This window comes from Streptomyces sp. NPDC033180, from assembly GCF_055577645.1.
On record NZ_JBVIPU010000011.1, the window covers coordinates 265,201 to 291,830 of the forward strand.

Annotated in this window: 20 protein-coding genes and 2 pseudogenes; 18 read left to right on the plus strand and 4 right to left on the minus strand. The window is 70.0% G+C overall.

The window, feature by feature from the left end; all coding sequences use genetic code 11:
• Positions 1–9: 9 nt before the first annotated feature.
• Positions 10–1,068: an adenosine deaminase gene (locus ACZ5WE_RS27505; RefSeq protein ID WP_467692866.1), complete on the minus strand. Its 1,059-nt coding sequence runs from the start codon at positions 1,066–1,068 to the stop codon at positions 10–12.
• A gap of 124 nt (positions 1,069–1,192) precedes the next feature.
• On the opposite strand from ACZ5WE_RS27505, the gene ACZ5WE_RS27510 reads away from it, so the two are divergent.
• Positions 1,193–2,113 carry a DUF4190 domain-containing protein gene (locus tag ACZ5WE_RS27510; protein ID WP_467692865.1) on the plus strand — a complete coding sequence of 307 codons (921 nt, stop codon included), beginning with the start codon at positions 1,193–1,195 and terminating at the stop codon, positions 2,111–2,113.
• Between the two features lie 164 nt (positions 2,114–2,277).
• Here the strand turns inward: ACZ5WE_RS27510 and ACZ5WE_RS27515 are convergent, their stop codons facing one another.
• On the minus strand, positions 2,278–2,859 hold the full coding sequence (locus ACZ5WE_RS27515) for an NADAR family protein (RefSeq protein WP_467692863.1): 582 nt from the start codon (positions 2,857–2,859) through the stop codon (positions 2,278–2,280).
• 176 nt (positions 2,860–3,035) lie between these two features.
• Between ACZ5WE_RS27515 and ACZ5WE_RS27520 the strand changes: the two genes are divergently transcribed.
• The 10 genes and pseudogenes from ACZ5WE_RS27520 to ACZ5WE_RS27565 all read left to right on the plus strand — a co-directional run bounded on the left by ACZ5WE_RS27520 (position 3,036) and on the right by ACZ5WE_RS27565 (position 12,666).
• Positions 3,036–4,538 (plus strand): gamma-aminobutyraldehyde dehydrogenase, encoded by a 1,503-nt coding sequence (locus tag ACZ5WE_RS27520; protein WP_467692861.1) that lies wholly within the window; start codon positions 3,036–3,038, stop codon positions 4,536–4,538.
• A 62-nt stretch (positions 4,539–4,600) separates the two neighbouring features.
• The gene (locus ACZ5WE_RS27525; RefSeq protein WP_467692859.1) at positions 4,601–5,845 is read left to right on the plus strand and encodes an ABC transporter substrate-binding protein; all 1,245 of its coding nucleotides are present in this window, start codon (positions 4,601–4,603) and stop codon (positions 5,843–5,845) included.
• Between the two features lie 59 nt (positions 5,846–5,904).
• The gene (locus tag ACZ5WE_RS27530) at positions 5,905–7,065 is read left to right on the plus strand and encodes an ABC transporter ATP-binding protein (protein ID WP_467692857.1); all 1,161 of its coding nucleotides are present in this window, start codon (positions 5,905–5,907) and stop codon (positions 7,063–7,065) included.
• Positions 7,062–7,991: an ABC transporter permease gene (locus ACZ5WE_RS27535; RefSeq protein WP_467692856.1), complete on the plus strand. Its 930-nt coding sequence runs from the start codon at positions 7,062–7,064 to the stop codon at positions 7,989–7,991. Before ACZ5WE_RS27530 ends, ACZ5WE_RS27535 begins: the two co-directional genes overlap by 4 nt.
• Positions 7,991–8,791, plus strand: coding sequence for an ABC transporter permease (locus tag ACZ5WE_RS27540; RefSeq protein WP_467692854.1), 801 nt, complete (start codon positions 7,991–7,993; stop codon positions 8,789–8,791). Before ACZ5WE_RS27535 ends, ACZ5WE_RS27540 begins: the two co-directional genes overlap by 1 nt.
• A gap of 33 nt (positions 8,792–8,824) precedes the next feature.
• On the plus strand, positions 8,825–10,243 hold the full coding sequence (locus ACZ5WE_RS27545; protein ID WP_467692852.1) for an NAD(P)/FAD-dependent oxidoreductase: 1,419 nt from the start codon (positions 8,825–8,827) through the stop codon (positions 10,241–10,243).
• Between the two features lie 135 nt (positions 10,244–10,378).
• Positions 10,379–10,849 (plus strand): hypothetical protein, encoded by a 471-nt coding sequence (locus tag ACZ5WE_RS27550; RefSeq protein ID WP_467692850.1) that lies wholly within the window; start codon positions 10,379–10,381, stop codon positions 10,847–10,849.
• A 246-nt stretch (positions 10,850–11,095) separates the two neighbouring features.
• Positions 11,096–12,100 (plus strand): annotated as a pseudogene (locus tag ACZ5WE_RS27555) (chitinase); the annotation flags it as partial.
• A gap of 244 nt (positions 12,101–12,344) precedes the next feature.
• A pseudogene (locus ACZ5WE_RS27560) lies at positions 12,345–12,449 on the plus strand (transcriptional regulator); the annotation flags it as partial.
• 67 nt (positions 12,450–12,516) lie between these two features.
• Positions 12,517–12,666: an MmyB family transcriptional regulator gene (locus tag ACZ5WE_RS27565; RefSeq protein ID WP_467692848.1), complete on the plus strand. Its 150-nt coding sequence runs from the start codon at positions 12,517–12,519 to the stop codon at positions 12,664–12,666.
• A 79-nt stretch (positions 12,667–12,745) separates the two neighbouring features.
• Here ACZ5WE_RS27565 and ACZ5WE_RS27570 read toward each other — a convergent pair whose 3' ends face one another.
• Together ACZ5WE_RS27570 and gabT are read right to left on the minus strand one after the other, a co-directional pair.
• A complete protein-coding gene (locus tag ACZ5WE_RS27570; RefSeq protein WP_467692847.1) occupies positions 12,746–13,378 on the minus strand; it encodes a phosphatase PAP2 family protein in 633 nt (210 codons plus the stop codon).
• A gap of 493 nt (positions 13,379–13,871) precedes the next feature.
• Positions 13,872–15,206: a 4-aminobutyrate--2-oxoglutarate transaminase gene (gabT, locus tag ACZ5WE_RS27575; protein ID WP_467692846.1), complete on the minus strand. Its 1,335-nt coding sequence runs from the start codon at positions 15,204–15,206 to the stop codon at positions 13,872–13,874.
• Positions 15,207–15,525: 319 nt separating this feature from the next.
• Between gabT and ACZ5WE_RS27580 the strand changes: the two genes are divergently transcribed.
• The 7 genes from ACZ5WE_RS27580 to ACZ5WE_RS27610 all read left to right on the plus strand — a co-directional run.
• The gene (locus tag ACZ5WE_RS27580) at positions 15,526–17,895 is read left to right on the plus strand and encodes an ATP/GTP-binding protein (protein ID WP_467692844.1); all 2,370 of its coding nucleotides are present in this window, start codon (positions 15,526–15,528) and stop codon (positions 17,893–17,895) included.
• 205 nt (positions 17,896–18,100) lie between these two features.
• The gene (locus tag ACZ5WE_RS27585; protein WP_467692842.1) at positions 18,101–19,690 is read left to right on the plus strand and encodes a PucR family transcriptional regulator; all 1,590 of its coding nucleotides are present in this window, start codon (positions 18,101–18,103) and stop codon (positions 19,688–19,690) included.
• Positions 19,691–19,877: 187 nt separating this feature from the next.
• A complete protein-coding gene (locus ACZ5WE_RS27590) occupies positions 19,878–21,323 on the plus strand; it encodes an aldehyde dehydrogenase family protein (protein ID WP_467692840.1) in 1,446 nt (481 codons plus the stop codon).
• 245 nt (positions 21,324–21,568) lie between these two features.
• Positions 21,569–23,515, plus strand: coding sequence for an acyl-CoA dehydrogenase family protein (locus ACZ5WE_RS27595; RefSeq protein ID WP_467692838.1), 1,947 nt, complete (start codon positions 21,569–21,571; stop codon positions 23,513–23,515).
• Positions 23,516–23,657: 142 nt separating this feature from the next.
• On the plus strand, positions 23,658–24,914 hold the full coding sequence (dxr, locus tag ACZ5WE_RS27600) for a 1-deoxy-D-xylulose-5-phosphate reductoisomerase (protein WP_467692837.1): 1,257 nt from the start codon (positions 23,658–23,660) through the stop codon (positions 24,912–24,914).
• Positions 24,911–26,212, plus strand: a complete 1,302-nt coding sequence (locus tag ACZ5WE_RS27605; RefSeq protein ID WP_467692836.1) for a M50 family metallopeptidase — start codon at positions 24,911–24,913, stop codon at positions 26,210–26,212. The genes dxr and ACZ5WE_RS27605 overlap by 4 nt, the downstream gene beginning before the upstream one ends.
• Before the next feature lie 163 nt (positions 26,213–26,375).
• On the plus strand, positions 26,376–26,630 hold a 255-nt coding region (locus ACZ5WE_RS27610; protein WP_467692834.1), incomplete at its 3' end, for a flavodoxin-dependent (E)-4-hydroxy-3-methylbut-2-enyl-diphosphate synthase.

Sequence of the window (26,630 nt, forward strand, 5' to 3'; positions counted from 1 at the left end):
GGTGCCGCGCTAGGGGGCGAGCCAGGTCCGCGTGTACGTGTCGATCTCCGCGACGATCTTCGCCTTGCCCGCCGGGTCGAGGAACGACGCCTCGACGCCGTTCTTCGCCAGGGCCGCGATGCCCCGCTCGTCGAGGTCGAGGAGACGGGCCGCGACCGCGTACTCGTTGTTGAGGTCGGTGCCGAACATGGGCGGGTCGTCGGAGTTGATGGTGACCGGGACCCCGGCGGCGACGAACTGCTTGATCGGGTGCTCGTCGAGGGTGGCGACGGCGCGCGTCGCGATGTTCGACGTCGGGCAGACCTCGAGCGGGATGCGGTGCTCTGCGAGATGGGCGAGGAGCTCCGGGTCCTGGGCGGCGCTCGTGCCGTGGCCGATGCGCTCGGCGCGCAGGTCGGTGAGGGCGTCCCAGATGGTGCCGGGCCCGGTGGTCTCGCCCGCGTGCGGGACGGAGTGCAGGCCCGCCGCGATCGCGCGGTCGAAGTACGGCTTGAACTGCGGCCGCGGTACGCCGATCTCCGGGCCGCCGAGCCCGAAGGAGACCAGGCCTTCGGGGCGCAGCTTGTCGGTGGTCGCGAGCCGGGCCGTCTCCTCGGCGGATTCGAGCCCCGCCTCGCCGGGGATGTCGAAGCACCAGCGCAGTACGACACCGAGGTCTGCCTCGGCGGACTTGCGGGCGTCCTCGATGGCGTCCATGAAGGCGCGGTCGTCGATGCCGCGGCGCACGGAGCTGTAGGGGGTGACCGTCAGCTCGGCGTAGCGGATGTTCTGCCGGGCCATGTCGCGGGCGATCTCGTACGTGAGTAGGCGTACGTCGTCCGGAGTGCGGACCAGGTCGACGACCGACAGATACACCTGGATGAAGTGGGCGAAGTCCGTGAACTGGAAGAAGTCCACGAGGGCCTCGACGTCCGTGGGCACCTTGGAGTCGGGGTGGCGGGCGGAGAGGGCCGAGACGATGCGGGGAGACGCCGAGCCGACGTGGTGCACGTGCAGTTCTGCCTTGGGCAGTCCTGCGATGAAGGCATGCGGGTCGCGTGGCTGCTCTGCGGTGCGGTGGTCGGTCACGGTTTCCTCCCCAGGAACGGAATTGATCGGCTGATCGGGTGGGTCGGAATCATCGTAGGCTGCGGGCCCTCGGCCGAGGGCGGGGGCCGTAGCATGACGGAACGTAGAAAAGAGGTGACCCGCCATGTCCCAGTCCGAGGGGCCCGCACCGGACGCCCATCCCGAACGGGACCCGTGGGCGCCACCACCTGAGGACGTGGCTCCGCGGGGGTCGCAGGGAGCGCAGGGGGCGCAGGGAGCGAGCGGGGTGCAGGGACCGCACGGCCCGCAGGGCTGGCACGGGGCCCAGGGACCGCAAGGGGCCCAGGGCGCGTCGGGGGCGTCTGCTCCGTCGGAGAAGCGGGACCCCTGGGCGGCGCCCGAGGACGCGGCCCCGCATGGGGCGCCGGGTCCGTACGGCTCGCAGGTTTCGCAGGGACCGTACGGCTCGCAAGGCCCGCAGGGGGCGCCCGTCCCGTTGGAGAAGCGGGACCCGTGGGCGGCGCCTCAGTCGCCGCCGCCGTCGGGTGCGGCTGCTTCGGGGGAGCCGGTGCCGCCGCCTCCGATCGGGCCCGAAGGGCCTGGGCAGGTGCCGTACGGATACCCCGGGCCGCAGGGGCACCCCGGGTACCAGGGGCATGCCGGGCCCCAGGGGCACCCCGGGCACCAGGGTCATCCCGGATATCCCGGCTACCCGGGCTACCAGGGGCAGGGCCCGCCCGGATACGGCTGGCCCGCGATGCCGATGGCCCCCGCCAACGGAATGGGCGTGACCGCGCTGGTCCTCGGGATCATCGCGGCCGTCGTCTTCTGTCTGTGGCCCGTGGCGATCGTGCTCGGCATCCTGGCGGTCATCTTCGGGGCGATCGGGCGCAGCAGGGCGCGGCGCGGGGAGGCGACGAACCCCGGCCAGGCGCTGGCCGGGATCATCTGCGGGATCGCGGGCATCGTCCTGGGCGTGGCCCTGCTGGTGGTGCTGATCGTGGTGCCGGACGACGTGTTCGAGGAGGACGGGTCGGCTTCGGAGGGCGGCAGCTATTCGGCCTCCGTGGCCGCGGGCCACTGAGCTGCTTTCGCCGGGAGGGGGCGCCTTCCTCCGGAGTCCTGAGCCGCCGCTTCGCGGCGGATGTTCCCCGCCCACCCACCTGATGGCCCGGCGGTGCCGGGGGTGAGCGACGTGCACACGCGTGGCGCCGCTCAAGGTGGCGTGGAGGCCCGCAAAGCCCGCAACTAGCGGAGCCTTTCCCTGGCCTCCATCAGCGCGAAGCCCAGCAGGTTCGGCCCGAGCCACTTCTCCGGATCCTGCGCGCGCTCGTCGTCGGCCGCCAGGCCGATCCCCCAGATGCGGTCCATCGGGCTCGCCTCGACCAGGACCCGCGACCCCGTGCCGGCCAGGAACGAGCGCAGTGCTTCGGTCGACGCGAACTTGTGGACGCTGCCCTCGACCACGATCCCGAAGCGCTCGCGCTCCCATATCGCCTCGTCGAAGCCCCGCACCAGGCGCCCCGCGTTCTTCGCCTCCGCGGGCGTACGTGCGGCGAGGACCGCGGCCTCCGCCTCCGCGTCGGAGAAGAGGCGGGCCTTGGCGGCCATCATCCAGTGCTCAGCCGTCCCGTACTCCACACCGGCCACGGTGAAGGGCGACAGCCACCACTGACTCAGGCAGCTCGAACCGAGCGTCCCGTCCCGCCGGGGCCGGTGGCCCCAGAAGTGCAGGTACTTCACGCGCTCGCCCGCCCGGACCGCCGCGACCAGCGTGTTCACCGAGTCGATCTTCTCCATGCACGCGAGTCTGGCACGCACCACTGACACTTCGTCCTGGGTTTTCCAGGAGGACTCGACACCTGGTCGACAGATTCCGTCGCGTAACCAAAAGGCAACAACGGAATCACTTGTTGGAGTACCACCGCTCTGCCAGGATCGGCACTCAAATCGATCTGGAGCTACGCCGACCCCCTGGGACGGGGACGACGGCGGAGGAGAGCGTCATGCACAACTTCCAGGCGCAGGACCACTTCGCGGAAGGCGCGCAGTACATCGCGGGACGATTGACCGAGGGCACCTCAGGGCGCTCTCACGCCGTCGTCGACCCGGCCACCGGCGACGAGGTCCACCGCTATCAACTCGCGGGCGAGCAGGACGTCGACGCCGCTGTCGCCGCCGCCGCGCAGGCCTTCCCCGAGTGGGCGGGCGCGACCCCCGGCGAGCGTTCCGACGCCATGCACCGCTTCGCCGGCGTACTGGCCGAGCGCGCCGAGGAGTTCGCGCAGGCCGAGTCGCTCCAGTGCGGCAAGCCCATCAAGCTCAGCCGGGAGTTCGACGTACCGGGCAGCATCGACAACGTCGCCTTCTTCGCGGGAGCCGCCCGCCACCTCCAGGGCCAGTCGGCCGGGGAGTACAGCGGCGACCACACCTCTTACGTACGGCGTGAGCCCATCGGCGTCGTCGGCTCCATCGCCCCCTGGAACTACCCCCTCCAGATGGCCGCGTGGAAGGTGCTTCCCGCCATCGCCGCGGGCAACACGATCGTCCTCAAGCCCGCCGAGCTCACCCCCTTCACCTCGCTCCTGTTCGCGCAGGCGGCCACCGATGCGGGCATCCCGGACGGTGTCGTCAACATCATCAGCGGGGCCGGGCGGGATGCCGGAGAGCGGCTCGTCGGGCATCCCGACGTCGCCATGACCTCCTTCACCGGGTCCACCGGCGTCGGCAAGCGCGTCGCCGAGATCGCCACCTCCACCGTGAAGCGCCTGCACCTTGAGCTCGGCGGCAAGGCGCCCTTCGTCGTCTTCGACGACGCCGACCTGGAAGCAGCCGTGCACGGCGCGGTCGCCGGCGCGCTCATCAACACCGGGCAGGACTGCACGGCCGCCACGCGCGCGTACGTGCAGCGGCCGCTGTACGACGCCTTCGTGGAGGGCGTCGCCGAGCTCATGGAAAGCGTGCGACTCGGTGATCCCTTCGCCGACGACACCGACCTCGGGCCGCTCATCTCGCACGTCCACCGCGACCGCGTCGCCGGTTTCGTCGACCGGGCACGCACCTACGCGCGCGTGGTCACCGGCGGTGAGGCCCTCGCACACCCCGGGGCGTTCTACAAGCCCACCCTGATCGCCGACGCCGCCCAGGACAGCGAGATCGTGCAGGCCGAGATCTTCGGGCCCGTTCTCGTGGTGCTGCCGTTCGACTCCGACGACGAAGGGATCAGGCTCGCCAACGACACCCCCTACGGACTCGCCGCCTCCGCCTGGAGCCGCGACGTGTTCCGCGCGAACCGCGCAACGCGTGAGATCAAGGCGGGCTGCGTGTGGGTCAACGACCACATCCCGATCCTCAGCGAGATGCCGCACGGCGGATACAAGGCATCCGGCTACGGAAAGGACATGTCCGCCTACTCCTTCGACGAGTACACCCAGATCAAGCACGTCATGTTCGACAACACCGCGGTCGTCCGCAAGGACTGGCACCGCACCGTCTTCGGGGACCGATAGCCGACAGCTGGAAGGCCGCCCGACCAGTGGCCGCCCATCCTCCCGAAAGGGCAACCAAGCGCATGGAGCAGTACGAGCCCGACCCCCAGTCCCCGGCCCAACTGGCCGCCATGCACCGCAGCCTCAGGAACGGCAGGGCCTCCCTCACCCGCCGCTCTCTGCTGCGAGCCGGCACGAGTGGGGCGTTCGCCGTCGGCGGTCTCGGCGCCCTCAGCGCCTGCGGGATCCCGGCAGCGAGCAAGGGTCAGGGCGACGTGTCGTCCGACGACCACTCGGACAAGGAGAAGCGGATCACCTTCTCCAACTGGACCGAGTACATGGACGTCGACGACGACGAACGTCGCCCCACCCTGGACGCCTTCACCAAGCGCACCGGGATCACGGTCAAGTACACCGAGGACATCAACGACAACGTCGAGTTCTTCGGGAAGCTCAAGCCGCAGCTCGCGGCGGGCCAGGACACCGGACGCGACCTCATCTGCGTCACGGACTGGCTCGCGGCCAGGCTCATCCGTTTCGGCTGGGTCCAGAAACTGGACCCGGCCAACCTGCCGCACGCGTACACCAACCTGGCCGCCCAGTTCCGCAACCCGGACTGGGACCCGGGGCGGGCCTACTCGTATCCCTGGACCGGCATCTCCACCGTCATCGCGTACAACAAGAAGGCGACCGACGGCGAGGACATCACCTCGGTCTCGCAGCTCCTGGACAACCCCAAGCTCAAGGGGCGCGTCGGGTTCCTCTCCGAGATGCGCGACACCGTCGGCATGACGCTCATCGACATGGGCAAGGACCCCTCGAAGTTCACCGACGACGACTTCGACGCGGCCATCGCCCGCCTCCAGAAGGCCGTCGACAAGAAGCAGATCCGCCGCTTCACGGGCAACGACTACACGGCGGACCTCTCCAAGGGCGACATCGCGGCATGCCTCGGCTGGGCGGGCGACATCGTCCAGCTCCAGGCCGACAACCCCGACATCGCCTTCCACATCCCGGACCAGGGCTACATCACGTCCACGGACAACCTGCTCGTCCCGAACAAGGCACGCCACAAGCGCAACGCCGAACGGCTCATCGACTACTACTACGAGCCCGAGCCCGCCGCGCGCCTCGCCGCGTACATCAACTACGTGTGCCCCGTGGACGGTGTGCGCCCCGAGCTCGCGAAGCTCGACAAGGACGCCGCGGACAACCCGCTGATCCTCCCGGACAAGGAGATGGCCGCGAAGTCCCGCGGGTTCCGCTCGCTGACGCCGAAGGAAGAGACGGCGTACGAGGAGAAGTTCGCCAAGCTGACCGGTTCCTAGGCGGCGCTCCCACGCCCCTTCGTAGTCCCCCTGTCTCCCCTCGACCCCCTGGACGCACCATGACGACTGCTACAGAACACGGCGGCGACGTCCGCCTCACCGGGATCAGCAAGACGTACGGCTCCTTCAAGGCCGTCCGCCCGCTCGACCTCACCGTGCCGCAGGGCTCCTTCTTCGCGCTGCTCGGCGCGTCCGGCTGTGGCAAGACCACCACGCTCCGCATGATCGCGGGACTTGAGGAGCCCAGCACGGGCACCGTCCACCTGGGCGAGCAGGACGTCACGGCGCTGCCGCCGTACAAGCGGCCCGTCAACACGGTCTTCCAGTCGTACGCGCTCTTCCCGCACCTCGACATCTTCGAGAACGTCGCCTTCGGCCTGCGCCGCCGCGGCATCAAGTCCGTGAAGGGCAAGGTCGGCGACATGCTCGACCTCGTCCAGCTCGGCGAGCAGGCCCGCAAGAAGCCGCACCAGCTCTCCGGCGGCCAGCAGCAGCGCGTCGCCGTCGCCCGCGCCCTGATCAACCACCCCAAGGTGCTGCTCCTCGACGAGCCGCTCGGCGCCCTCGACCTCAAGCTGCGCCGCCAGATGCAGCTCGAACTCAAGCGCATCCAGACCGAGGTGGGCATCACCTTCATCCACGTCACGCACGACCAGGAGGAGGCCATGACGATGGCCGACCAGGTCGCCGTGATGAACGCGGGCCAGGTCGAGCAGCTCGGCGCCCCCGCCGACCTCTACGAGAACCCCCGCACCACCTTCGTCGCCAACTTCCTCGGCACGTCGAACTTCATCGAGGCCGAGATCGCGGGCCGCAGCGGCGACGACCTCACCCTCAAGGCGGGCGACGGCAAGCTCACCCTGCCCGCCGCGCGATGTACGGCGCCCACCACCACCGGCGGCAAGGTCATCCTCGGCGTACGCCCCGAGAAGATCTCCCTCACGCACGCCGACGACGCGGGGCAGATCCCCGAGGGCCGCAACCGCATCACGGGCCGCATCGCCGACAGCAGCTTCATCGGGGTGTCGACGCAGTACGTCGTCAACAGCCCGATCTGCGACGAGTTCGAGGTCTACGCCCAGAACATCGAGCGCGACACCCGCCTGGTCCCCGGCGTCGACGTCGTCCTGCACTGGAACCCCGCGCACACCTTCGGCCTGGACGCCGCCCAGGACATCGAAGCGGGCGTCGAGAAGGTCGAGGAGGACGCCTCCGCATGACCACCACCCTCACCGACGCGCCGCCGACGAAAGATCCGGACGCACCGCCGCGCAAGGTCCGCAAGCGCGGCCGTCTCGTCCCCTACTGGCTGCTGCTCCCCGGCATCCTGTGGCTCGTCGTCTTCTTCGCGCTGCCGCTGGTCTACCAGGCATCGACGTCCGTCCAGACGGGCTCTCTGGAAGACGGCTTCAAGGTCACCTGGCACTTCGCCACCTACTGGGACGCGCTGAGCGACTACTACCCGCAGTTCCTGCGCTCGGTCCTGTACGCGGGCGCCGCCACGATTCTTTGTCTACTGCTCGGTTATCCGCTCGCGTATCTGATCGCGTTCCGGGCGGGCCGCTGGCGCAATCTCATCCTCGTCCTGGTCATCGCGCCGTTCTTCACCAGCTTCCTCATCCGTACGCTGGCGTGGAAGACGATCCTCGCGGACGGCGGGCCCCTGGTGGGCGCCCTGAACTCGCTGCACGTCCTGGATGTCACCAGCTGGCTCGGCTGGACGGAGGGCGACCGGCTCCTCGCCACACCCCTCGCGGTGATCTGCGGACTCACGTACAACTTCCTGCCGTTCATGATCCTGCCGCTCTACACGTCCCTCGAGCGCATCGACGGCCGGCTGCACGAAGCGGCGGGGGACCTCTACGCGAAGCCGTCCACGACCTTCCGCAAGGTGACCTTCCCGCTCTCCATGCCAGGTGTCGTCTCCGGCACGCTGCTCACGTTCATTCCGGCGGCGGGCGACTACGTGAACGCGGATCTGCTCGGCTCCACCGACACCCGCATGGTCGGCAACGTCATCCAGACGCAGTTCCTGCGCATTCTGGATTACCCGACGGCCGCGGCCCTTTCCTTCATCCTCATGGCGGCGATCCTCGTCATGGTCACCGTCTACATCCGTAAGTCCGGGACGGAGGATCTCGTCTGATGGCTGCCTTCTTCCGCTGGCTCCGCGGCAAATTCGTCGTGATCGCGGGTCTGCTCACGCTCGCGTATCTGCTGCTGCCCAACGTCGTCGTGACGGTGTTCTCCTTCAACAAGCCGAAGGGGCGCTTCAATTACGCCTGGCAGGACTTCTCGCTCGACGCCTGGAAGGACCCCTGCGGGGTCGCCGACATGTGCGGCTCGCTCAGCCTGAGCCTGCAGATCGCGGCCTGGGCGACGATCGGCGCGACCGTGCTCGGCACGATGATCGCCTTCGCGCTGGTCCGCTACCGCTTCCGGGCGCGCGGCTCGGTCAGCTCGCTGATCTTCCTGCCGATGGCGATGCCCGAGGTCGTCATGGCCGCCTCGCTGCTCACGCTCTTCCTCAACATGGGCGCGCAGCTCGGCTTCTGGACGATTCTCATCGCCCACATCATGTTCTGCCTCAGCTTCGTGGTGACGGCCGTCAAGGCGCGCGTGATGTCCATGGACCCGCGCCTTGAGCAGGCCGCGCAGGACCTCTACGCGGGCCCCGTGCAGACTTTCGTCCGGGTCACGCTGCCGATCGCCGCGCCGGGCATCGCGGCGGGCGCACTGCTCGCCTTCGCGCTCTCCTTCGACGATTTCATCATCACGAATTTCAACGCGGGCTCCACCGTGACCTTCCCCATGTTCGTCTGGGGATCGGCACAGCGCGGTACGCCCGTTCAGATCAATGTGATCGGTACGGCGATGTTCCTTGTCGCCGTTCTCCTGGTGCTCGGCGGCATGATCGTCGGAAAGCGCCGCAACAAGCAGGCGTAGTAACGCCTTTACGTTTCTGAAGGAGTGGAAATCATGGCCCCGAGCGCCATGACCCGTTGGACCACGTCTCTCTCCGACGCCCAGCCGGTCTCGTACTGGCTGGACGACCCGGGCAAACCCCGCGCCGAGCCCGCCCTCACCGCCGACGAGCAGTGCGATCTGCTCGTGGTCGGCGGTGGCTACAGCGGCCTGTGGACCGCGCTGATCGCCAAGGAACGGAACCCGGACCGCGATGTGGTCCTGGTCGAGGGCCGGGAGGCGGGCTGGGCCGCCTCCGGCCGCAACGGCGGCTTCTGCGCCGCGTCCCTCACGCACGGCATCTCGAACGGCCTGTCCCGCTGGCCCGACGAGATCGGCAAGCTGGAGGAGCTCGGCGCCCGCAACCTCGACGAGATCGAGGCGGCCGTCAGGCGCTACTCCATCGACTGCGACTTCGAGCGCACCGGCGAGATCGACGTGGCAACGCAGCCGCACCAGCTCGCCGAACTGCACGAGATGTACGAGGAGATGGCGGAGCACGGCCTCGCGGGCGGCTCCGAGCTGCTCGACGCGGACGCCCTGCGCGCGCACGTCGACTCGCCGACCTTCCTCGGCGGCCTCTGGGACCGCGAGGGCGTCGCCATGCTCCACCCGGCGAAGCTCGCCTGGGGTCTCAAGCGCGCCTGCCTGGAGAAGGGCGTACGCGTCTACGAGCACACGCCCGCGCTCCAACTCGTCTCGTCCGGCGCCGGGATGGCCGTGAGAACCCCGTACGGCCGCATCCGCGCCCGCCAGGTCGCACTCGCCACGAACATCTTCCCGTCGCTGGTCAAGCGCATCCGCTCCTACACCGTCCCGGTCTACGACTACGCGCTCATGACGGAGCCGCTGACCGAGGAGCAGCTGGAGTCCATCGGCTGGAAGAACCGCCAGGGGCTCGGCGACAGCGCCAACCAGTTCCACTACTTCCGGCTCTCCGCCGACAACCGCATCCTGTGGGGCGGTTACGACGCGATCTACCCCTTCGGCGGCAAGCTGCGCGCCGAGCACGACGACCGTCCCGAAACGTACGCGAAGCTCGCGGGCCACTTCTTCACCTGTTTCCCGCAGTTGGAGGGTGTCCGCTTCTCGCACGCGTGGGGCGGCGCGATCGACACGTGCTCGCGCTTCTCGGCGTTCTTCGGTACGGCCCACGCGGGGCGCGTCGCGTACGCGGCGGGTTACACCGGGCTCGGTGTCGGGGCGACGCGCTTCGGCGCCGACGTCATGCTGGACCTGCTCTCCGGCGAGCGCACCGAGCGCACGTCCCTGGAGATGGTGCGCACGAAGCCGCTGCCGTTCCCGCCCGAGCCGTTCGCGTGGACGGGTGTGGCACTTACCAAGTGGTCCCTGGCCCGCGCGGATGAGAACGGCGGCAGGCGCAATCTGTGGCTGAAGACCATGGACAAGCTGGGCCTCGGCTTCGACAGCTGACCTGCTCCGGGGCTGAAACGGGCCCCTGTCGACGATTCGTCAACAAGTTCCCGGAACCCGCGTAACGCTCGGGACCGAACGCCCTCTCTCCTGTGACAGGCACAGCCGCAACACAGGAGAGAGGGAGGTCCCGCCATGGCTGGCTCGGGTTCGGGAGCGAGGTCCGCGGTCGAATGGCTGGTGTTGGTGGCACCGGATCCGGAGGCCTGTCGCTGGGAGTGGGAGCGCAATCCCCTGGGGGTCGCGCTCCTTCCCGCGGGCAGGCTCTGGGACGTACTCATCCTTCCCGGCGATCTCGGCTACCCCACGCTCGACGTCCTGACCCGCTGCGTCGACCGTCCCGGTCCGGTGCTCGCGGACTTCGGCGACTCCCGCATGGGGTTCTTCGTCCCGGCGGGCACGGTGGCCCGCTGGATCGGCACGGGCGTACGGGGCGCGGGGAGCGGCACGTGGATCGTGGTCCCCTACCCGGGGCGTTCCACGGGCGGGGTCCGCTGGCTCGTCCCGCCCGACGGGTCGGGAACGCTGACGGATCCGGCACTTCTGGAACTCGCGATGCACGAGGCGGCGGCGCAACTGGCTCCTCCGCGGGACGGAGACTCGTGAGACTCACCCGATTCTTGACGGGGCCTTGACAAGCCGATTGGTCTGGACCAAATTGAGCGATCCACCCTCCATCCCCCATGTCCGGAGGCAGTTGTGGACCGTTCCTTGTCGCGTTACCTGAGGCGCTTTCCCGTGGCCGTGGTCACGGCCTGCGCGCTCGCAGCGTCCGGCCCGCTCGCCACCGAAGCATCGGCGGGCCCTTCGACGGGTCCCGCTACGGGGTCCGCGCGGCAGGCAGCCGCCGATCACACCCTCGTCGGCTATCTGCACACCAGCTTCGCCAACGGGTCCGGGTACACCCGGCTCGCGGACGTCCCCGACAGCTGGGACATCATCGACCTCGCCTTCGGCGAACCGACCTCCGCCACCTCCGGCGACATCCGCTTCAGCCTCTGTCCGCAGTCCGAATGCCCCGGCGTCGAGACCAAGGAGGAGTTCAAGGCCGCGGTCCAGGCCAAGCAGGCGGCCGGCAAGAAGGTCCTGATCTCCATCGGCGGTCAGAACGGCCAGGTCCAGCTGACGACGACGCAGGCCCGCGACACCTTCGTACGGTCCGTCTCCGCGATCATCGACGAGTACGGACTCGACGGCCTGGACATCGACTTCGAGGGCCACTCCCTGTCGCTGAACGCCGACGACACGGACTTCAAGAACCCGAAGACCCCGTCGATCGTGAACCTCATCTCGGCCGTCCAGACCCTCAAGTCCAAGTACGGCAGCGGCTTCACGCTCACGATGGCCCCCGAGACCTTCTTCGTGCAGCTCGGCTACCAGTTCTACGGGACCGGCAAGTGGGGCGGCCAGGACCCCCGCGCCGGCGCCTACCTGCCGGTGATCCACGCCCTGCGCGACGACCTCACGCTGTTGCACGTACAGGACTACAACTCGGGACCGATCATGGGCCTCGACAACCAGTACCACTCGATGGGCGGCGCGGACTTCCACATCGCGATGACCGACATGCTGCTCACCGGCTTCCCGGTGGCGGGCGACGCGAACAACGTCTTCCCCGCGCTGCCTCCGCAGAAGGTGGCCATCGGCATGCCCGCCTCCACGAACGCGGGCAACGGCCACGTCCCCACGACCGAGGTCGACAAGGCCCTGGACTGCCTGACGAAGAACGCCAACTGCGGCTCGTACACGACGCACGGCACCTGGCCGGGCCTGCGCGGCCTGATGACCTGGTCGATCAACTGGGACCGGTACAACAACTGGGAGTTCTCGAAGAACTTCGACGGCTACTTCGGCTGAGCCACCGCCCACTCCCGCGCATGCTGGTGGACGAATGCGGTGAACGTGCGCGGCGGGCGGCCGGTCAGGCCCAGTACGTCGGTGCCGCCCCGGTCGGCCAGCGCCGGTGGCGATGGTCGCCGCCGCGTCCGCGTGACTCAGTGCCCTCGGTCCGGTGAGCAGGCAGCCGTGCCGACGGATCCGTTCGCCCAGCGGGTGCGGGTGCGGGTGCGGGTGCGGGTGTGGGCGCTGGGCGGCGCAGGGCGTGGAAGGGGAGTTCGCCCGGCAGTTCGCCGCGCAGCTGCGGGCGTCCGGCGTCCGATACCCCGCCGACCGCATGCTCGGCGAGCTGATCAACGAACTCGCCGCCCACAGCGTGGAATTCGCGGCCGGCTGGCGCGATCACGACGTAACGACCGGTACCCACGCTGCGCAATGTGGTGCGCCACCCCGAACTGGGCGACCTGGAGGTGATCCGCCAAACCCTGCTGCTGCCGGGAACCGCTCTGCGGTTGGTCATGTACCAGGCTGAACCGGACAGGCCGAGCGCCGCCGCACTGGCCCGGCTCGGAGCACGCAGCCGGTGAAACGGTCAGACCTGAGCAGACGCAGCGTGGAGAAACCGTGGCCTGCGCGGGAGACGAACCGGGAACGCGCAGGTCGCTATCACTGAGGGGGACTTTCCGATTGCGGGCCTACCGCCATGTCCGCCGCGTCCGTCGCGTCCGTCGAGTCCGGAGAGTCGGGGCGGCGGCCGTACCGCGCCACGACCAGCACCACCACCTGCAGCACCATCCCGAACAGACACCAACTGGCCACCACATCCAGCGGCCAGTGATACCCGCGGCGCACGAGGCCGAGCCCGACCCCGAAGTTCAACAGGGCGCAGGCGATGACCAGTTCACGCCGTGCGTACGTGCCGCGCAGGTACGGCAGCAGGAGCAGCGCGGCCCCGCCGTAGGCGACCATGGCGGTGGCGGTGTGCCCCGACGGGTAGTAGCCGGTGCCGTCCATGCCGGGGGGACCCGTGCGGCCGATGAGCTCCTTGAGCGGGATCACGAGCACCGGGACCGCGGCCAAGGCCACGGCGGCGGTGACCGGGGCCAGCCACCAGCGGAACCTACCGGCCCGGTGGCCGCGCCATCCCGCGTAGGCGATGGCGACGGCGAGGAACGGCGCGGCGACGGCGACCCCGCCCAGATCGGCGAGGAGTTCGGCGGCGCCGTCCGGCAGGCGGCTTCCGGTGATCCAGGGGCCGAGCCGCTCGTCCGCGTGGCGGAGGGGGCCGTCGGCGAGCACTTGCCAGGTGATGAGCGCGAAGAGCAGCGCGCAGAGGCAGAAGAGGAAAACGGTCGGCCGCCCCGGAACAGGGGGGGTAGTTCCGAGGCGGCCGTCCTGACCGGTGTGCCGCGCGCCCCGGGGGGTTTGGGGCGGGCGGCCATCCGATCGGTGAGGAGTTCCGAAGCCAGAAGCTCCGGGTGTGTGCGCGAGGGCACGACCAGGACGGGGCTGGGGAGGCTCCGTCCCGGTGTCGCCCACAGTCCCCTGTGGGCGGGGTGTTTCTCTCATCTGCAGAAACCGTACGTCAGGTGGTGTCGGGCCGACAGGCGGAACGGCAACCCGGCATGGGTCCCGCACACGTTCTTCACAGGCCCTGACGGTCACCCCAGGTCACGGGCCTGCCACCGCCCGCTGTACACACACGTCAGGGCATGTGCGGATACATACGGAGCCGGGATCTTCCCCCTTTGGGGTGATCCCGGCTCCCGTGAGCGCTACTGCTCGGATGTGATCAGACGCGCGCGAACGCGGCCTCGATGATGTCCAGGCCCTCGTTCAGGAGGTCGTCGCCGATGACCAGCGGCGGCAGGAAGCGCAGGACGTTGCCGTACGTGCCGCAGGTGAGGACGAGCAGCCCCTCCGCGTGGCAGGCCTTGGCCAGCGCGGCCGTCGCCTCGGGGTTCGGCTCCTTCGTGGCGCGGTCCTTGACCAGCTCGATGGCGATCATCGCGCCACGGCCGCGGACGTCGCCGACGATGTCGTACTTCTCCGCGATGGCGTTCAGGCGGGCCTTCATCGTCGCCTCGATGGCCTTCGCCTTGCCGTTGAGGTCGAGCTCCTTCATGGTCTCGATGGACCCGAGCGCACCGGCGCAGGCCACCGGGTTACCGCCGTAGGTGCCGCCGAGGCCGCCGGAGTGCGCGGCGTCCATGATCTCGGCGCGGCCCGTGACGGCGGCGAGCGGCAGGCCGCCCGCGATGCCCTTGGCCGTCGTGATCAGGTCGGGGACGATGCCCTCGTCCTCACACGCGAACCACTGCCCCGTACGGCAGAAGCCGGACTGGATCTCGTCCGCGACGAAGACGATGCCGTTGTCATGGGCGAACTCCACGATCGCGGGCAGGAAGCCCTTCGCGGGCTCGATGAAGCCGCCCTCGCCGAGCACCGGCTCGATGATGATCGCGGCCACGTTCTCCGCGCCGACCTGCTTGCTGATCTGGTCGATGGCCTGCTTGGCGGCCTCGGGTCCGGCGTTCTCCTCGCCCGTCGGCCAGCGGTAGCCGTACGCGACCGGGACGCGGTAGACCTCGGGCGCGAACGGCCCGAAGCCGTTCTTGTACGGCATGTTCTTGCTGGTCAGCGCCATCGTGAGGTTCGTACGGCCGTGGTAGCCGTGGTCGAAGACGACGACGGCCTGGCGCTTGGTGTGCGCACGGGCGATCTTGACGGCGTTCTCGACGGCCTCGGCGCCGGAGTTGAAGAGCGCGGACTTCTTCTCGTGGTCACCCGGCGTCAGCTCCGCGAGCTGCTCGGCGACGGCGACGTACCCCTCGTACGGCGTGACCATGAAGCAGGTGTGGGTGAAGTCGGCGAGCTGCGCGGTCGCACGGCGTACGACGGCCTCGGCGCTGGCGCCCACCGACGTCACGGCGATGCCGGAGCCGAAGTCGATGAAGCGGTTGCCGTCGACGTCCTCGATGATGCCGCCACCCGCGCGCGCCGCGAAGACAGGCAGCACGGAACCCACGCCGCCGGCGACCGTGGCGGTACGGCGGGCCTGCAGCTCCTGGGACTTCGGCCCGGGAATGGCGGTGACGACGCGGCGCTCCTGCGGAAGTGCGGTCATGGGGTGCTCCTGGGGGTGGGGCGAGGCGGACGCTCGATGCTTGCTTTCGATGCTCTTTCTTTCGCAGGTTAGGGGCGCAGGGCGGACGCGGGCATGCTCCACGGGGGAGTTGTTGGGTGTGGCGGTTTGTCCGTGGTGGACATAGCGACCGAGGGCGGTGGATCGGAGTGCGGAGCAAGGAAGCCGTGTCCCACCCGGTTCACCGGCCCCGCACCGCGCTATTGCCGCAGGTCCCGGCCGCGTATCCGGTGAACTACCCCTGTGGGGGCACTAGATTGACGGCTGAACCGACAGACCGGCAGGTCAGGGGGCAAGGGCCATGGACTCCGAAGGCACGCACGACGCTCGCGGCACGCACGCCACACCGGTGCCGCGTCCGGCGGCGCCCGCCGTCCCCGCGGCGCCACCGATGCCCCGCCGGGCACCGGGCGGCGACAGCGCCTCGTCCGTCGCCGACTGGTTCGCCGCGCCGCGGCCCGAGACGGCGCCGGGCATCTGGCGCTACGGCTACCGGCCCCCCGAGCCCGAGGCCGCGACCGAAGGCGCTGATCGGCGCCTGATCGTCGGGATGGCGATCTCCACCGTGCTCGGTCTGCTGTTCTGGTCGCTGTGGCGGCAAGGCAGCATCCCCTATCAGTGGGCCCCCCTGAAGCTGTTCACGCCGGGCGAGTGGTGGTGGGGCGGCAGCGCCCAGCCAAAGGAGCGGCAGGCCGAGGACGCCCGGGTCGTCTACGACGGTGTGGTCTTCGGCGCGGTGGTGTACACCGTCGGACGGCTCGGTGCATGGCCCGACGCGATCCGGCACTTCGTGACCCGGCGTCCCCAGCCGTCCCGCGCCGTGCTCGCCTCGGTAGGGGCGGTGGCGGCCCTGGTCTACGTCTGGCCGAGCGCCCTCGGGCTCGACGCGCGGCCGCTGCCGGTCGCCGACCCCGTCTTCTCTCTGATCGCGCTCGTCGCGGGCGGCTACGAAGTCTTCGAATCGCGCGTGCTCACCGATGTCCTGTACGTCCTGATCACCCTCGCGGTGCTGTGGCCCTTCGCCCGGATCGGCGGGTGGTGGGAGGCGGTCCGCGACCGCAAGGCCGCGGCGGCCCGGCCGCGCGTCACCCCTCCGCGCCCCGCCGGCGCCCCCGCGCGCGCCCACTGGCCCGAACTGCGCGCGGCGGGCCAGAACAAGGCCGCAGACCTGCTCTCCGCCGAGCTGGTCAGCGGACGCATGAACGACGTCGACTGCGCCCGCGTGGACCACGCCTGGCGCACGGCGGCCCCCGACCCGGGAGCGCTCGCCACCTTCGTGGACACTGTCGCCCGGCACGGCTGCGCCGCCTGGGCCCACCCCTCCGGCCAGCGCGACCTGCCCGCTCGCACCGCCGTCCACGACCTGCTCGTCGGCCAGGTCAGGATCGGCCGGTACGCGAAGGACGACCGCAACCCCTACGCCGTACGCAACGCCGAGGCCGCCCTCGACCCCGCCGTGCTCGGCACCTCGCTGCTCGCGGTGGGCCCCTCAGGCGCGGGCAAGACCGGACGGCTCATGCGCCCGGTGGCCGAGTCGCTCGCCCTGGGCGCCCTCACCGGGCAGTGCGCCGTCGTCGCCGTGGGCGCCGCGCTCGGCACCGACGACGCGTACGACGTCGTGGTCAAGCCGGGCGATCCGGCGTCCGTGCACGACCTCGACCTGTACGCGGACTGCGCCGACGCGGACGAGGCCGCGGCCTTCCTCGCCGAAGGTCTGATCGGCGACCTCGAAGCCGTCGACACGCGGCGTGCCGCCACCACCCTCGCCCAACTCCTCGGCCCCTACCGCCTCCTCCACGGACGCTTCCCCTCCGTTCCCGTCCTTCGCGAACTGCTCGAAGGGGACCCCACGGGCCTCGCCGACCTCCAGACAGGCCTCGCCGCGGGCGAACACACCGCCATGCGCCGCGAACTGGACGCCCGTATCCGGCAGTCCGGCACCCCCAACGACCCGGGCCCCGCCCTGGCCGACCGGCTCGGTCTGCTCGACCGGCCCGCCTTCGCCGACTTCTTCGACCCCGGCGGCGACGGACACCCCTTCTCGATGCGCGCCGTCGTCCACCACCCGCTCAGGGTCCGGGTGGACCTGCCGGAGCACGGCCACGAGGAGGCGTCCAGGCTCCTCGCCCGGCTGCTGCTCGCCCAGTTCGCGTACGTCGTGCGCGGCCGTGCCCGGCGGCCGCACTTCACCTGCCTGATCCTGGACGACGCCGCGCGCACCCTCACCACCGAGAGCGTGCGCGCCATCCAGCGGCTGCGGTCGCTGAACGCCGGCGTCGTGCTCGGCCTGCGCACCATCGGCGAGGTGCCGGAGCCGCTCCAGGGGCCGCTCTACGCGGCGGTCGGCTGCCGGATGGCCTTCTCCGGCGTGACGACCTGGGACGGGCGCCGCTTCACCGAGGCCTGGGGCACCGAGTGGATCGAGACCAAGGAAGTCGCCCAGCACACCGTCTTCGCCGATCAGCCCATGACGCGAGCGCTGCACTCGCTGCGCAAGCTCGTCACCGGCAAGGCGGTCACGACCGACGCCGTCACCGTGCGCAAGGTCGAGCGCGAACGCTGGTCCGCGTCCGACCTCGCCCACTCCCTGCCACCCGGTCACGCCGTGCTCTCCCTGACGGACGTACGGGGTGAGCACGCGCCACCGCTGCTGGTGGATCTGCGGGGATAGTCGGCGGGCCACCGGTAGGGACGCACATACGGGGTATTCGGTCCCCTACGTACCGTACGGTGAGGCAGAATCGGCACAGGTCGTTCATACGTACCGGCCAAAAGATCCACATCTCGTCCGGGATTCAATGGCCGACCGGGGCGCGTGCCTCGAACGTCGCTGCCAGACCTGCCGCCCTGACCTGCTGACCAGACCTGAAGGTCCCATGCCGCCCACGCTCGCCTCCCTCGTCCACCACTCCGCACTCAAGCTCACCGTGCGCGCGGGTGAGGACCATCTGGACGCGCCCGTGCGCTGGGCGCATGCCAGTGAGCTCACCGACCCCGTGCCCTACATGGAGGGCGGCGAGCTCCTTTTGATCACCGCGCTCAAGTTGGACGCGGAGGATCCCGAAGCCATGCGCCGCTATGTGAAGCGGCTCGCGGCGGCGGGTGTCGTCGGGCTCGGGTTCGCGGTCGGGGTGCATTACAAGGACATCCCGGACGCGCTGGTGGCGGCCGCCGCGGACGAGGGGCTCCCGCTCCTCGAAGTGCCGCGCCGCACCCCCTTCCTCGCCATCAGCAAGGCCGTGTCCGCGGCCATCGCCGCCGACCAGTACCGCGCCGTGACAGCGGGCTTCGCGGCCCAGCGAGAGCTGACCAAGCAGGCGCTGAGCGACGGCCCCGAGGGGCTGCTCGGCGCGCTCGCCGGACAGGTGGACGGCTGGGCAGCGCTGTACGACGCGTCCGGCGCCGTCGTCGCCACGGCGCCCGAGTGGGCGTCCCGCAGGGCCGCGAGGCTCACCTCCGACGTGGAGCGCCTGCGCGAGCGTGCCGCGCCCGCCAGCGCCGTCGTCGCGGGCACGGAGGACCGGGTGGAGCTGCACTCGATCGGTACGGGACGGCGGCCCCGCGCCGCCCTCGCCGTCGGCACGGCATCCACCCTCGGCACCGCGGAGCGGTACGCGCTGCACTCGGCCATAGCGCTGCTGACCCTCACCACGGAGCGGAACCGCTCGCTGCAGGCCGCCGAGGCCCGCGTCGGTTCCGCGGTGCTCCGGATGCTGCTCGCCGGGGAGCCGGACCACGCCCGCACGGTGGCGGGGGAGTTGTACGGCAGCCTGCTGGACGCGCCGTTCCGTCTGGTGGTGGCGGAAGTACCGGGCTCCGCGGCCCCCGAGGAGGCCGACCCCTTCGCCGAGCTCACCGACGCCGTCGAGTCGGCCGCGGCGCGCGCCGGCGAGGCACTCCTCGTCGTCCCCTACGGCGAGCGCCTCGTGCTGCTCGTCGTGGACGGTGGCGCGGGCGCGGCGGCCTGTGTCGCGTACGCGCGGACGCTGGAAGCAGCGCACTCCGAGGCGCCCGAGACCGGCGTGGGCGACGGGGCCGCTCTCCTCCTCGGCCTCTCCGCACCCGCGGGACCGATCGCGGCCGCCACCGCGTACAAGCAGGCCGACCAGGCGCTGTCCATCGCCCGGCGCAGGGGCCGGGCCATGGTCGAGCACGAGGACCTCGCGGCGGGATCGGTTCTGCCGCTGCTCGCCGACGACGCCGTGCGCGCCTTCGCCGACGGTCTGCTGCGCGCCCTGTACGAGCACGACGCCACCGGCCGCGGCGACCTGATCGCCTCCCTGCGCGCCTGGCTCTCGCGCCACGGCCAGTGGGACGCGGCTGCCGCCGACCTCGGCGTCCACCGCCACACGCTGCGCTACCGCATGCGCAGGGTCGAGGAGATCCTGGGCCGCTCCCTGGACGACCCGGACGTCCGGATGGAGCTGTGGCTGTCGTTGAAGGCGACGTCGAGCGGCACGGACTGACTGCCGAGTGTTACGGACTGACTGTCGAGCGGTACGGCCTGACTCTGGCGGAATTGTTCCCCTGCCAAAGAGGCGTGGCCCCGGAGAGCAGTACTCCGAGTCGGACAAACGTCCCGCGCCCATACCGCCCCTACGGTGGGGGACGTACCCCCCAAGACACACCTTCGCGGAAGGGCCGGGAATCGACATGACTTCCATCCACGCCTTCTGGCTCGCCGGTCGCCAGACCACCGGTGAGACCACCCTCGACGTCACTTCGCCCTGGGACGGGCGGATCGTCGGCAAGGCGGCCGTCCCGACCGACGCCCAGGTCGAGGAGGCCGTCGCCGCCGCGTACGCCGTGCGCGACGAGTTCTCCGCGACGCCGGCGCACGTGCGGGCCGCCGCCCTCGACCACGTGAGCCGCAGGCTCGTCGAGCGGACGGAAGAGATCGCCCAGCTCATCTCCGCCGAGAACGGCAAGCCGATCAAGTGGGCCCGTGGCGAGGTCGGCCGTGCCGTCTCCGTCTTCCGCTTCGCCGCGGAGGAAGCCCGCCGGTTCAACGGCGGAGAGGCCCAGCGCCTCGACACGGACGCCGGTGGCCAGGGGCGTCTCGCCTTCACCCGACGCTTCTCCAAGGGTGTCGTCCTGGGCATCGCGCCGTTCAACTTCCCGCTGAACCTCTGCGCCCACAAGATCGCCCCGGCCATCGCGTCCGGCACGCCGATCATCCTCAAGCCGGCGCCCGCGACCCCGCTCTCCGGCCTCCTCATCGGCGAGCTGCTCGCCGAGACCGAGCTGCCCGCCGGGTCCTGGTCGGTCCTTCCGGTCGCGAACGAGAAGATGCCCGCCCTCGTGCAGGACGAGCGCCTTCCCGTCATCTCCTTCACGGGCTCGGAGGCGGTCGGCTACGCGATCCTGGACTCGGTGCCGCGCAAGCACTGCACCCTGGAGCTCGGTGGAAACGGCGCCGCCGTCGTCCTGTCCGACTTCTCCTCCGACGAGGACCTGGACTGGGCGGCCTCGCGCATCGCGACGTTCTCCAACTACCAGGGCGGCCAGTCCTGCATCTCGGTGCAGCGCGTCATCGCCGACGCCTCCGTGTACGACCGGCTCGTGCCGCGCGTGCTCAAGGCCATCGAGGGCCAGGTCACCGGCGACCCGTCCGACCCGAAGACCGATGTCGGTCCGCTCGTCAGCGAGGACGCCGCCAAGCGTGTGGAGTCCTGGGTCGACGAGGCCGTCCAGGCGGGCGCCCAGCTGCTCGCGGGCGGCAAGCGCGACGGCGCCTCGTACGCGCCGACCGTGCTCGCCGACGTACCGGCCGATGTGACCATCGCCTGCGAGGAGGTCTTCGGACCGGTCCTCACCATCAAGAAGGTGGACGGCGAGGCGGAGGCGTTCGCCGCCGTCAACGACTCCAAGTACGGCCTCCAGGCGGGCGTCTTCACGCACGACCTGCAGACCGCCTTCCGCGCCCACCGCGACCTGGAGGTCGGCGGCGTGGTCATCGGCGACGCCCCCTCCTACCGCGCCGACCAGATGCCGTACGGCGGCGTCAAGCAGTCCGGCGTGGGCCGCGAGGGCGTCCGCTTCGCGATGGACGACTACACCTACGAGCGCGTCATGGTCCTGACGGGCCTCGCCCTGTAAGGCGGTCACCGTAGGACCACGAACCGGACGGCCGGAGCCCACTGTGCGGGGGCTCCGGCCGTTCTCGTGCGCGAGACGGGTGGCAGACCGCGCTGCGCCGAACGCTGCGCGAGGACTGGTGGGCTCAGGGCGGATCGGGTACATACGATCCATACGATCGAGTAGCACCAGTCAGTAACCGACCGGGTCAAGATCGGGTCATTCGGAGCCGATCGGCCCCACTCCGCGGCGAGGTGAGCTCCTCAATGCCCGCACAACCCACACCCCCTTCCGGGGCGTCCGTCAGCGAACGCGAGGCCCGGCAGGTCGCCGAGGCCGCCCGTGAACAGGACTGGCGCAAGCCCAGCTTCGCCAAGGAACTCTTCCTCGGCCGCTTCCGGCTCGACCTGATCCACCCGCATCCCATGCCCGCCGACGAGGACGCCCGGCGCGGCGAGGAGTTCCTCGCCAAGCTCCGCGACTTCTGCGAGACGAAGATCGACTCGGCGCGCATCGAGCGCGAGGCGAAGATCCCCGACGAGGTGATCAACGGGCTCAAGGAGCTCGGCGCGCTCGGCATGAAGATCGACACCAAGTACGGCGGGCTCGGCCTCACGCAGGTCTACTACAACAAGGCCCTGGCCCTCGTCGGCTCCGCGAACCCGTCGATCGGCGCGCTGCTCTCCGCCCACCAGTCGATCGGCGTACCGCAGCCGCTCAAGCAGTTCGGCACCCAGGAGCAGAAGGACGAGTTCCTGCCGCGCTGCGCCCGCACCGACATCAGCGCGTTCCTCCTGACCGAGCCGGACGTCGGCTCCGACCCCGCGCGCCTTGCCACCATGGCGGTGCCGGACGGCGACTCGTACGTCCTGGACGGCGTGAAGCTCTGGACCACGAACGGCGTCGTCGCGGATCTCCTGGTCGTCATGGCGCGCGTACCGAAGTCCGATGGCCACAAGGGCGGCATCACGGCCTTCGTGGTGGAGGCTTCGGCGGAGGGCATCACCGTCGAGAACCGCAACGCCTTCATGGGCCTGCGCGGCCTGGAGAACGGCGTGACCCGCTTCCACCAGGTCCGCGTACCGGCCGCGCACCGCATCGGCCCGGAGGGCGCGGGCCTGAAGATCGCCCTGACGACCCTCAACACCGGCCGCCTCTCGCTGCCCGCGATGTGCGTCGGCGCCGGCAAGTGGTGCCTGAAGATCGCCCGTGAGTGGTCGGGCGCGCGGGAGCAGTGGGGCAAGCCGGTCGCGCTGCACGAGGCGGTCGGCGCGAAGATCTCCTTCATCGCGGCGACGACCTTCGCCCTGGAAGCCGTACTCGACCTGTCGTCCCAGATGGCCGACGAGGACCGCAACGACATCCGCATCGAGGCGGCGCTCGCCAAGCTGTACGGCTCCGAGATGGGCTGTCTGATGGCGGACGAGCTGGTGCAGATCCGCGGCGGCCGCGGCTTCGAGACCGCGGAGTCCCTCGCCGCCCGCGGCGAACGCGCGGTACCGGCGGAACAGGTCCTGCGCGACCTGCGCATCAACCGCATCTTCGAGGGCTCGACGGAGATCATGCACCTGCTGATCGCCCGCGAGGCGGTGGACGCCCACCTGAAGGTGGCGGGCGACCTGATCGACCCGGACAAGTCCCTGACCGACAAGGCGAAGGCGGGCGCGAAGGCAGGCGGCTTCTACGCCCGCTGGCTGCCGAAACTGGTCACGGGTCCGGGCCAACTCCCGCGCTCGTACGCAGAGTTCCACCCCAGTGGCCACACGGACCTCTCCCCGCACCTGCGCTACGTGGAACGCAATGCCCGCAGGCTGGCCCGCTCGACCTTCTACGCGATGTCGCGCTGGCAGGGAAAGATGGAGACCAAGCAGGGCTTCCTGGGGCGCGTGGTCGACATCGGCGCCGAACTCTTCGCGATGAGCGCGGCATGCGTGCGGGCCGAGCTCCTGCGGACGACGGAGGACCACGGCCGCGAGGCCTACCAACTGGCCGACACGTTCTGCCGCCAGTCCCGCATCCGCGTCGAAGAGCTCTTCGACCGCCTGTGGACCAACACGGACGACATCGACCGCAAGGTGGTCAAGGGAGTCCTGAACGGCATGTACACCTGGCTGGAGTCGGGCGTCGTCGACCCCAGCGGCGAAGGCCCCTGGATCGCTGACGCGACACCGGGCCCGAGCACACGGGAGAACGTGCACCGGCCGATCCGCTGACGGCTTTCCGGGGCGTCTCCTCCCGCGGGAACGCCCCGGAACACGGCGTTTTCTCCCACGGCAACGCCCCGGAACGCGATTTTCACCGACCGGATCGGGGCGCAGTGTCTCCTCACGCCGCTGCCCAGGCAAGAATGGGGGGATGAGCGATAGCCCAGCCCCCCTCGCCGACCCGCATCTCGTCTTCGACCCAGTCGACACGGACGGTCCGCGGGACATCGTCATCCTCGGCTCGACCGGGTCGATCGGCACCCAGGCCATCGATCTCGTCCTGCGCAACCCCCGTCGCTTCCGCGTCACGGCGCTCTCCGCCGCCGGCGGCCGCGTCGGACTGCTCGCCGAGCAGGCGAGGCTGCTGCGGGTGCGGACCGTGGCCGTGGCCCGCGAGGACGTCGTACCGGCGCTGCGCGAGGCGCTCAAGGGGCAGTACGGCGACGAGCCGCTGCCCGAGATCCTCGCCGGGCCCGAGGCGGCCACGCAGCTCGCCGGGTCCGCGTGCCACACCGTCCTGAACGGCATCACAGGATCCATCGGGCTCGCGCCCACCCTCGCGGCGCTCGAAGCGGGGCGTACCCTCGCGCTCGCCAACAAGGAGTCGCTGATCGTCGGCGGCCCCCTGGTGAAGGCGCTCGCGAAGCCGGGGCAGATCATCCCCGTCGACTCCGAACACGCCGCGCTCTTCCAGGCACTCGCATCGGGCACCCGCGCCGATGTGCGCAAGCTGGTCGTCACGGCGTCCGGCGGCCCGTTCCGCGGACGGACCAAAGCCGATCTGGCGAACGTCACGCCACAGGACGCGCTCGCGCACCCCACCTGGGCCATGGGCCCGGTCATCACGGTCAACTCCGCGACGCTCGTCAACAAGGGCCTGGAAGTCATCGAGGCCCACCTCCTCTACGACATCCCCTTCGAACGCATCGAGGTCGTCGTCCACCCGCAGTCCTACGTGCACTCCATGGTCGAGTTCACCGACGGATCGACGCTGGCCCAGGCCACGCCGCCCGACATGCGTGGCCCGATCGCCATCGGCATCGGCTGGCCCGAGCGCGTGCCGGACGCGGCGCCCGCCTTCGACTGGACGAAGGCGTCGAGCTGGGAGTTCTTCCCTCTCGACAACGACGCCTTCCCCTCGGTCGGGCTCGCCCGGCATGTGGGGAAGCTCGCGGGCACGGCCCCGGCGGTGTTCAATGCCGCAAACGAGGAGTGCGTGGACGCGTTCTTGAACGGCGCCCTGCCCTTCAACGGAATCATGGAAACTGTCACGAAGGTCGTCGCCGAACACGGCACACCGTCTGCGGGAACTTCCCTGACCGTCGCGGACGTCCTCGAGGCGGAGACCTGGGCGCGCGCCCGGGCCCGTGAACTGACGGCGAAGGCGACCGCGGAGGCTCGCGCATGACGACCTTGATGATGATCCTCGGCATAGTCGTCTTCGCGGTCGGGCTGCTGTTCTCGATCGCCTGGCACGAGCTGGGTCACCTGTCGACCGCCAAGCTGTTCGGCATCCGCGTGCCGCAGTACATGGTCGGCTTCGGCCCGACGATCTTCTCGCGCAAGAAGGGCGACACCGAGTACGGCATCAAGGCCATCCCCCTCGGTGGGTACATCCGCATGATCGGCATGTTCCCGCCAGGACCGGACGGGCGTATGGAGGCACGCTCGACGTCTCCCTGGCGCGGCATGATCGAGGACGCGCGGTCGGCCGCCTTCGAGGAGCTCAAGCCCGGCGACGAGACGCGGCTCTTCTACACGCGCAAGCCGTGGAAGCGCGTGATCGTGATGTTCGCCGGTCCGTTCATGAACCTGATCCTGGCCGTGGTGATCTTCCTCGGCGTGATGATGACCTTCGGCATCAGCACGCAGACGACGACGGTCGGCAAGGTGTCCGACTGCGTCATCCAGCAGAGCGAGAACCGCACGAAGTGCGAGAAGGGCGACACGGTCGCGCCCGCCAAGGCGGCGGGCCTGAAGCTCGGCGACAAGATCGTCGGCTTCCAGGGGCAGCCCATCGACGACTGGTCCGCGCTCCAGGGCAAGATCCGCGAGACGATCGGCCCGGCCACCATCACGGTCGAGCGCGACGGCAAGCAGGTCGACCTGCACGCCAACCTCATCAAGAACCAGGTCAGCAAGACCGACGGTGAGGGCGGCTATGTGGAGGGCAAGTACGTCTCCGCGGGCTTCCTCGGCTTCACCCCCGCCACCGGCGTCGTCCAGCAGGGCTTCGGCGACTCCGTGAGCCGCATGGGCGACATGATGGAGAACGGCGTCGAGTCGCTCATCGCGCTGCCGTCCAAGATCCCCGACCTGTGGGACGCGGCCTTCGGAGACGGCGACCGCAAGCAGGACTCCCCGATGGGTGTCGTCGGCGCGGCCCGCGTGGGCGGCGAGGTCTTCACGCTTGACATCCCGCCGGAGAACCAGATCGCGATGATGCTGTTCCTGGTGGCGGGCTTCAACCTCTCCCTGTTCCTGTTCAACATGCTCCCGCTGCTGCCACTGGACGGCGGGCACATCGCGGGAGCGCTGTGGGAGTCGGTGCGGCGCAAGTCGGCCAAGCTCCTGAAGCGGCCCGACCCGGGCCCCTTCGATGTCGCGAAGCTGATGCCCGTCGCCTATGTGGTGGCCGGAATCTTCATCTGCTTCACGATCCTCGTCCTGATCGCGGACGTCGTTAACCCGGTCAGAATCTCCTGATCACGTGAAGTTTGCGGCGGCCGGGCACTCTATGTGTCCGGCCGCCCACCATTGGGTGGACTTGGGGGCGGGATGTGCTCGGGCCCTGTGGGGTGCCGTAATCTCGAAGCCTGGAGCCCGCCGATCTCGGGACCTTGATCCACACCTTGGGGATGCACGCCAGATGACTGCCGTTTCTCTCGGAATCCCGTCCGTACCGACCAAGCTCGCCGACCGCCGCGTCAGCCGCAAGATCCAGGTCGGTACGGTCGCCGTCGGCGGGGACGCACCGGTGTCGGTGCAGTCGATGACGACGACGCGTACGTCCGATATCGGGGCGACGCTGCAGCAGATCGCGGAGTTGACCGCGTCGGGTTGCCAGATCGTGCGGGTGGCGTGTCCGACGCAGGATGACGCTGACGCGCTGGCGACGATTGCG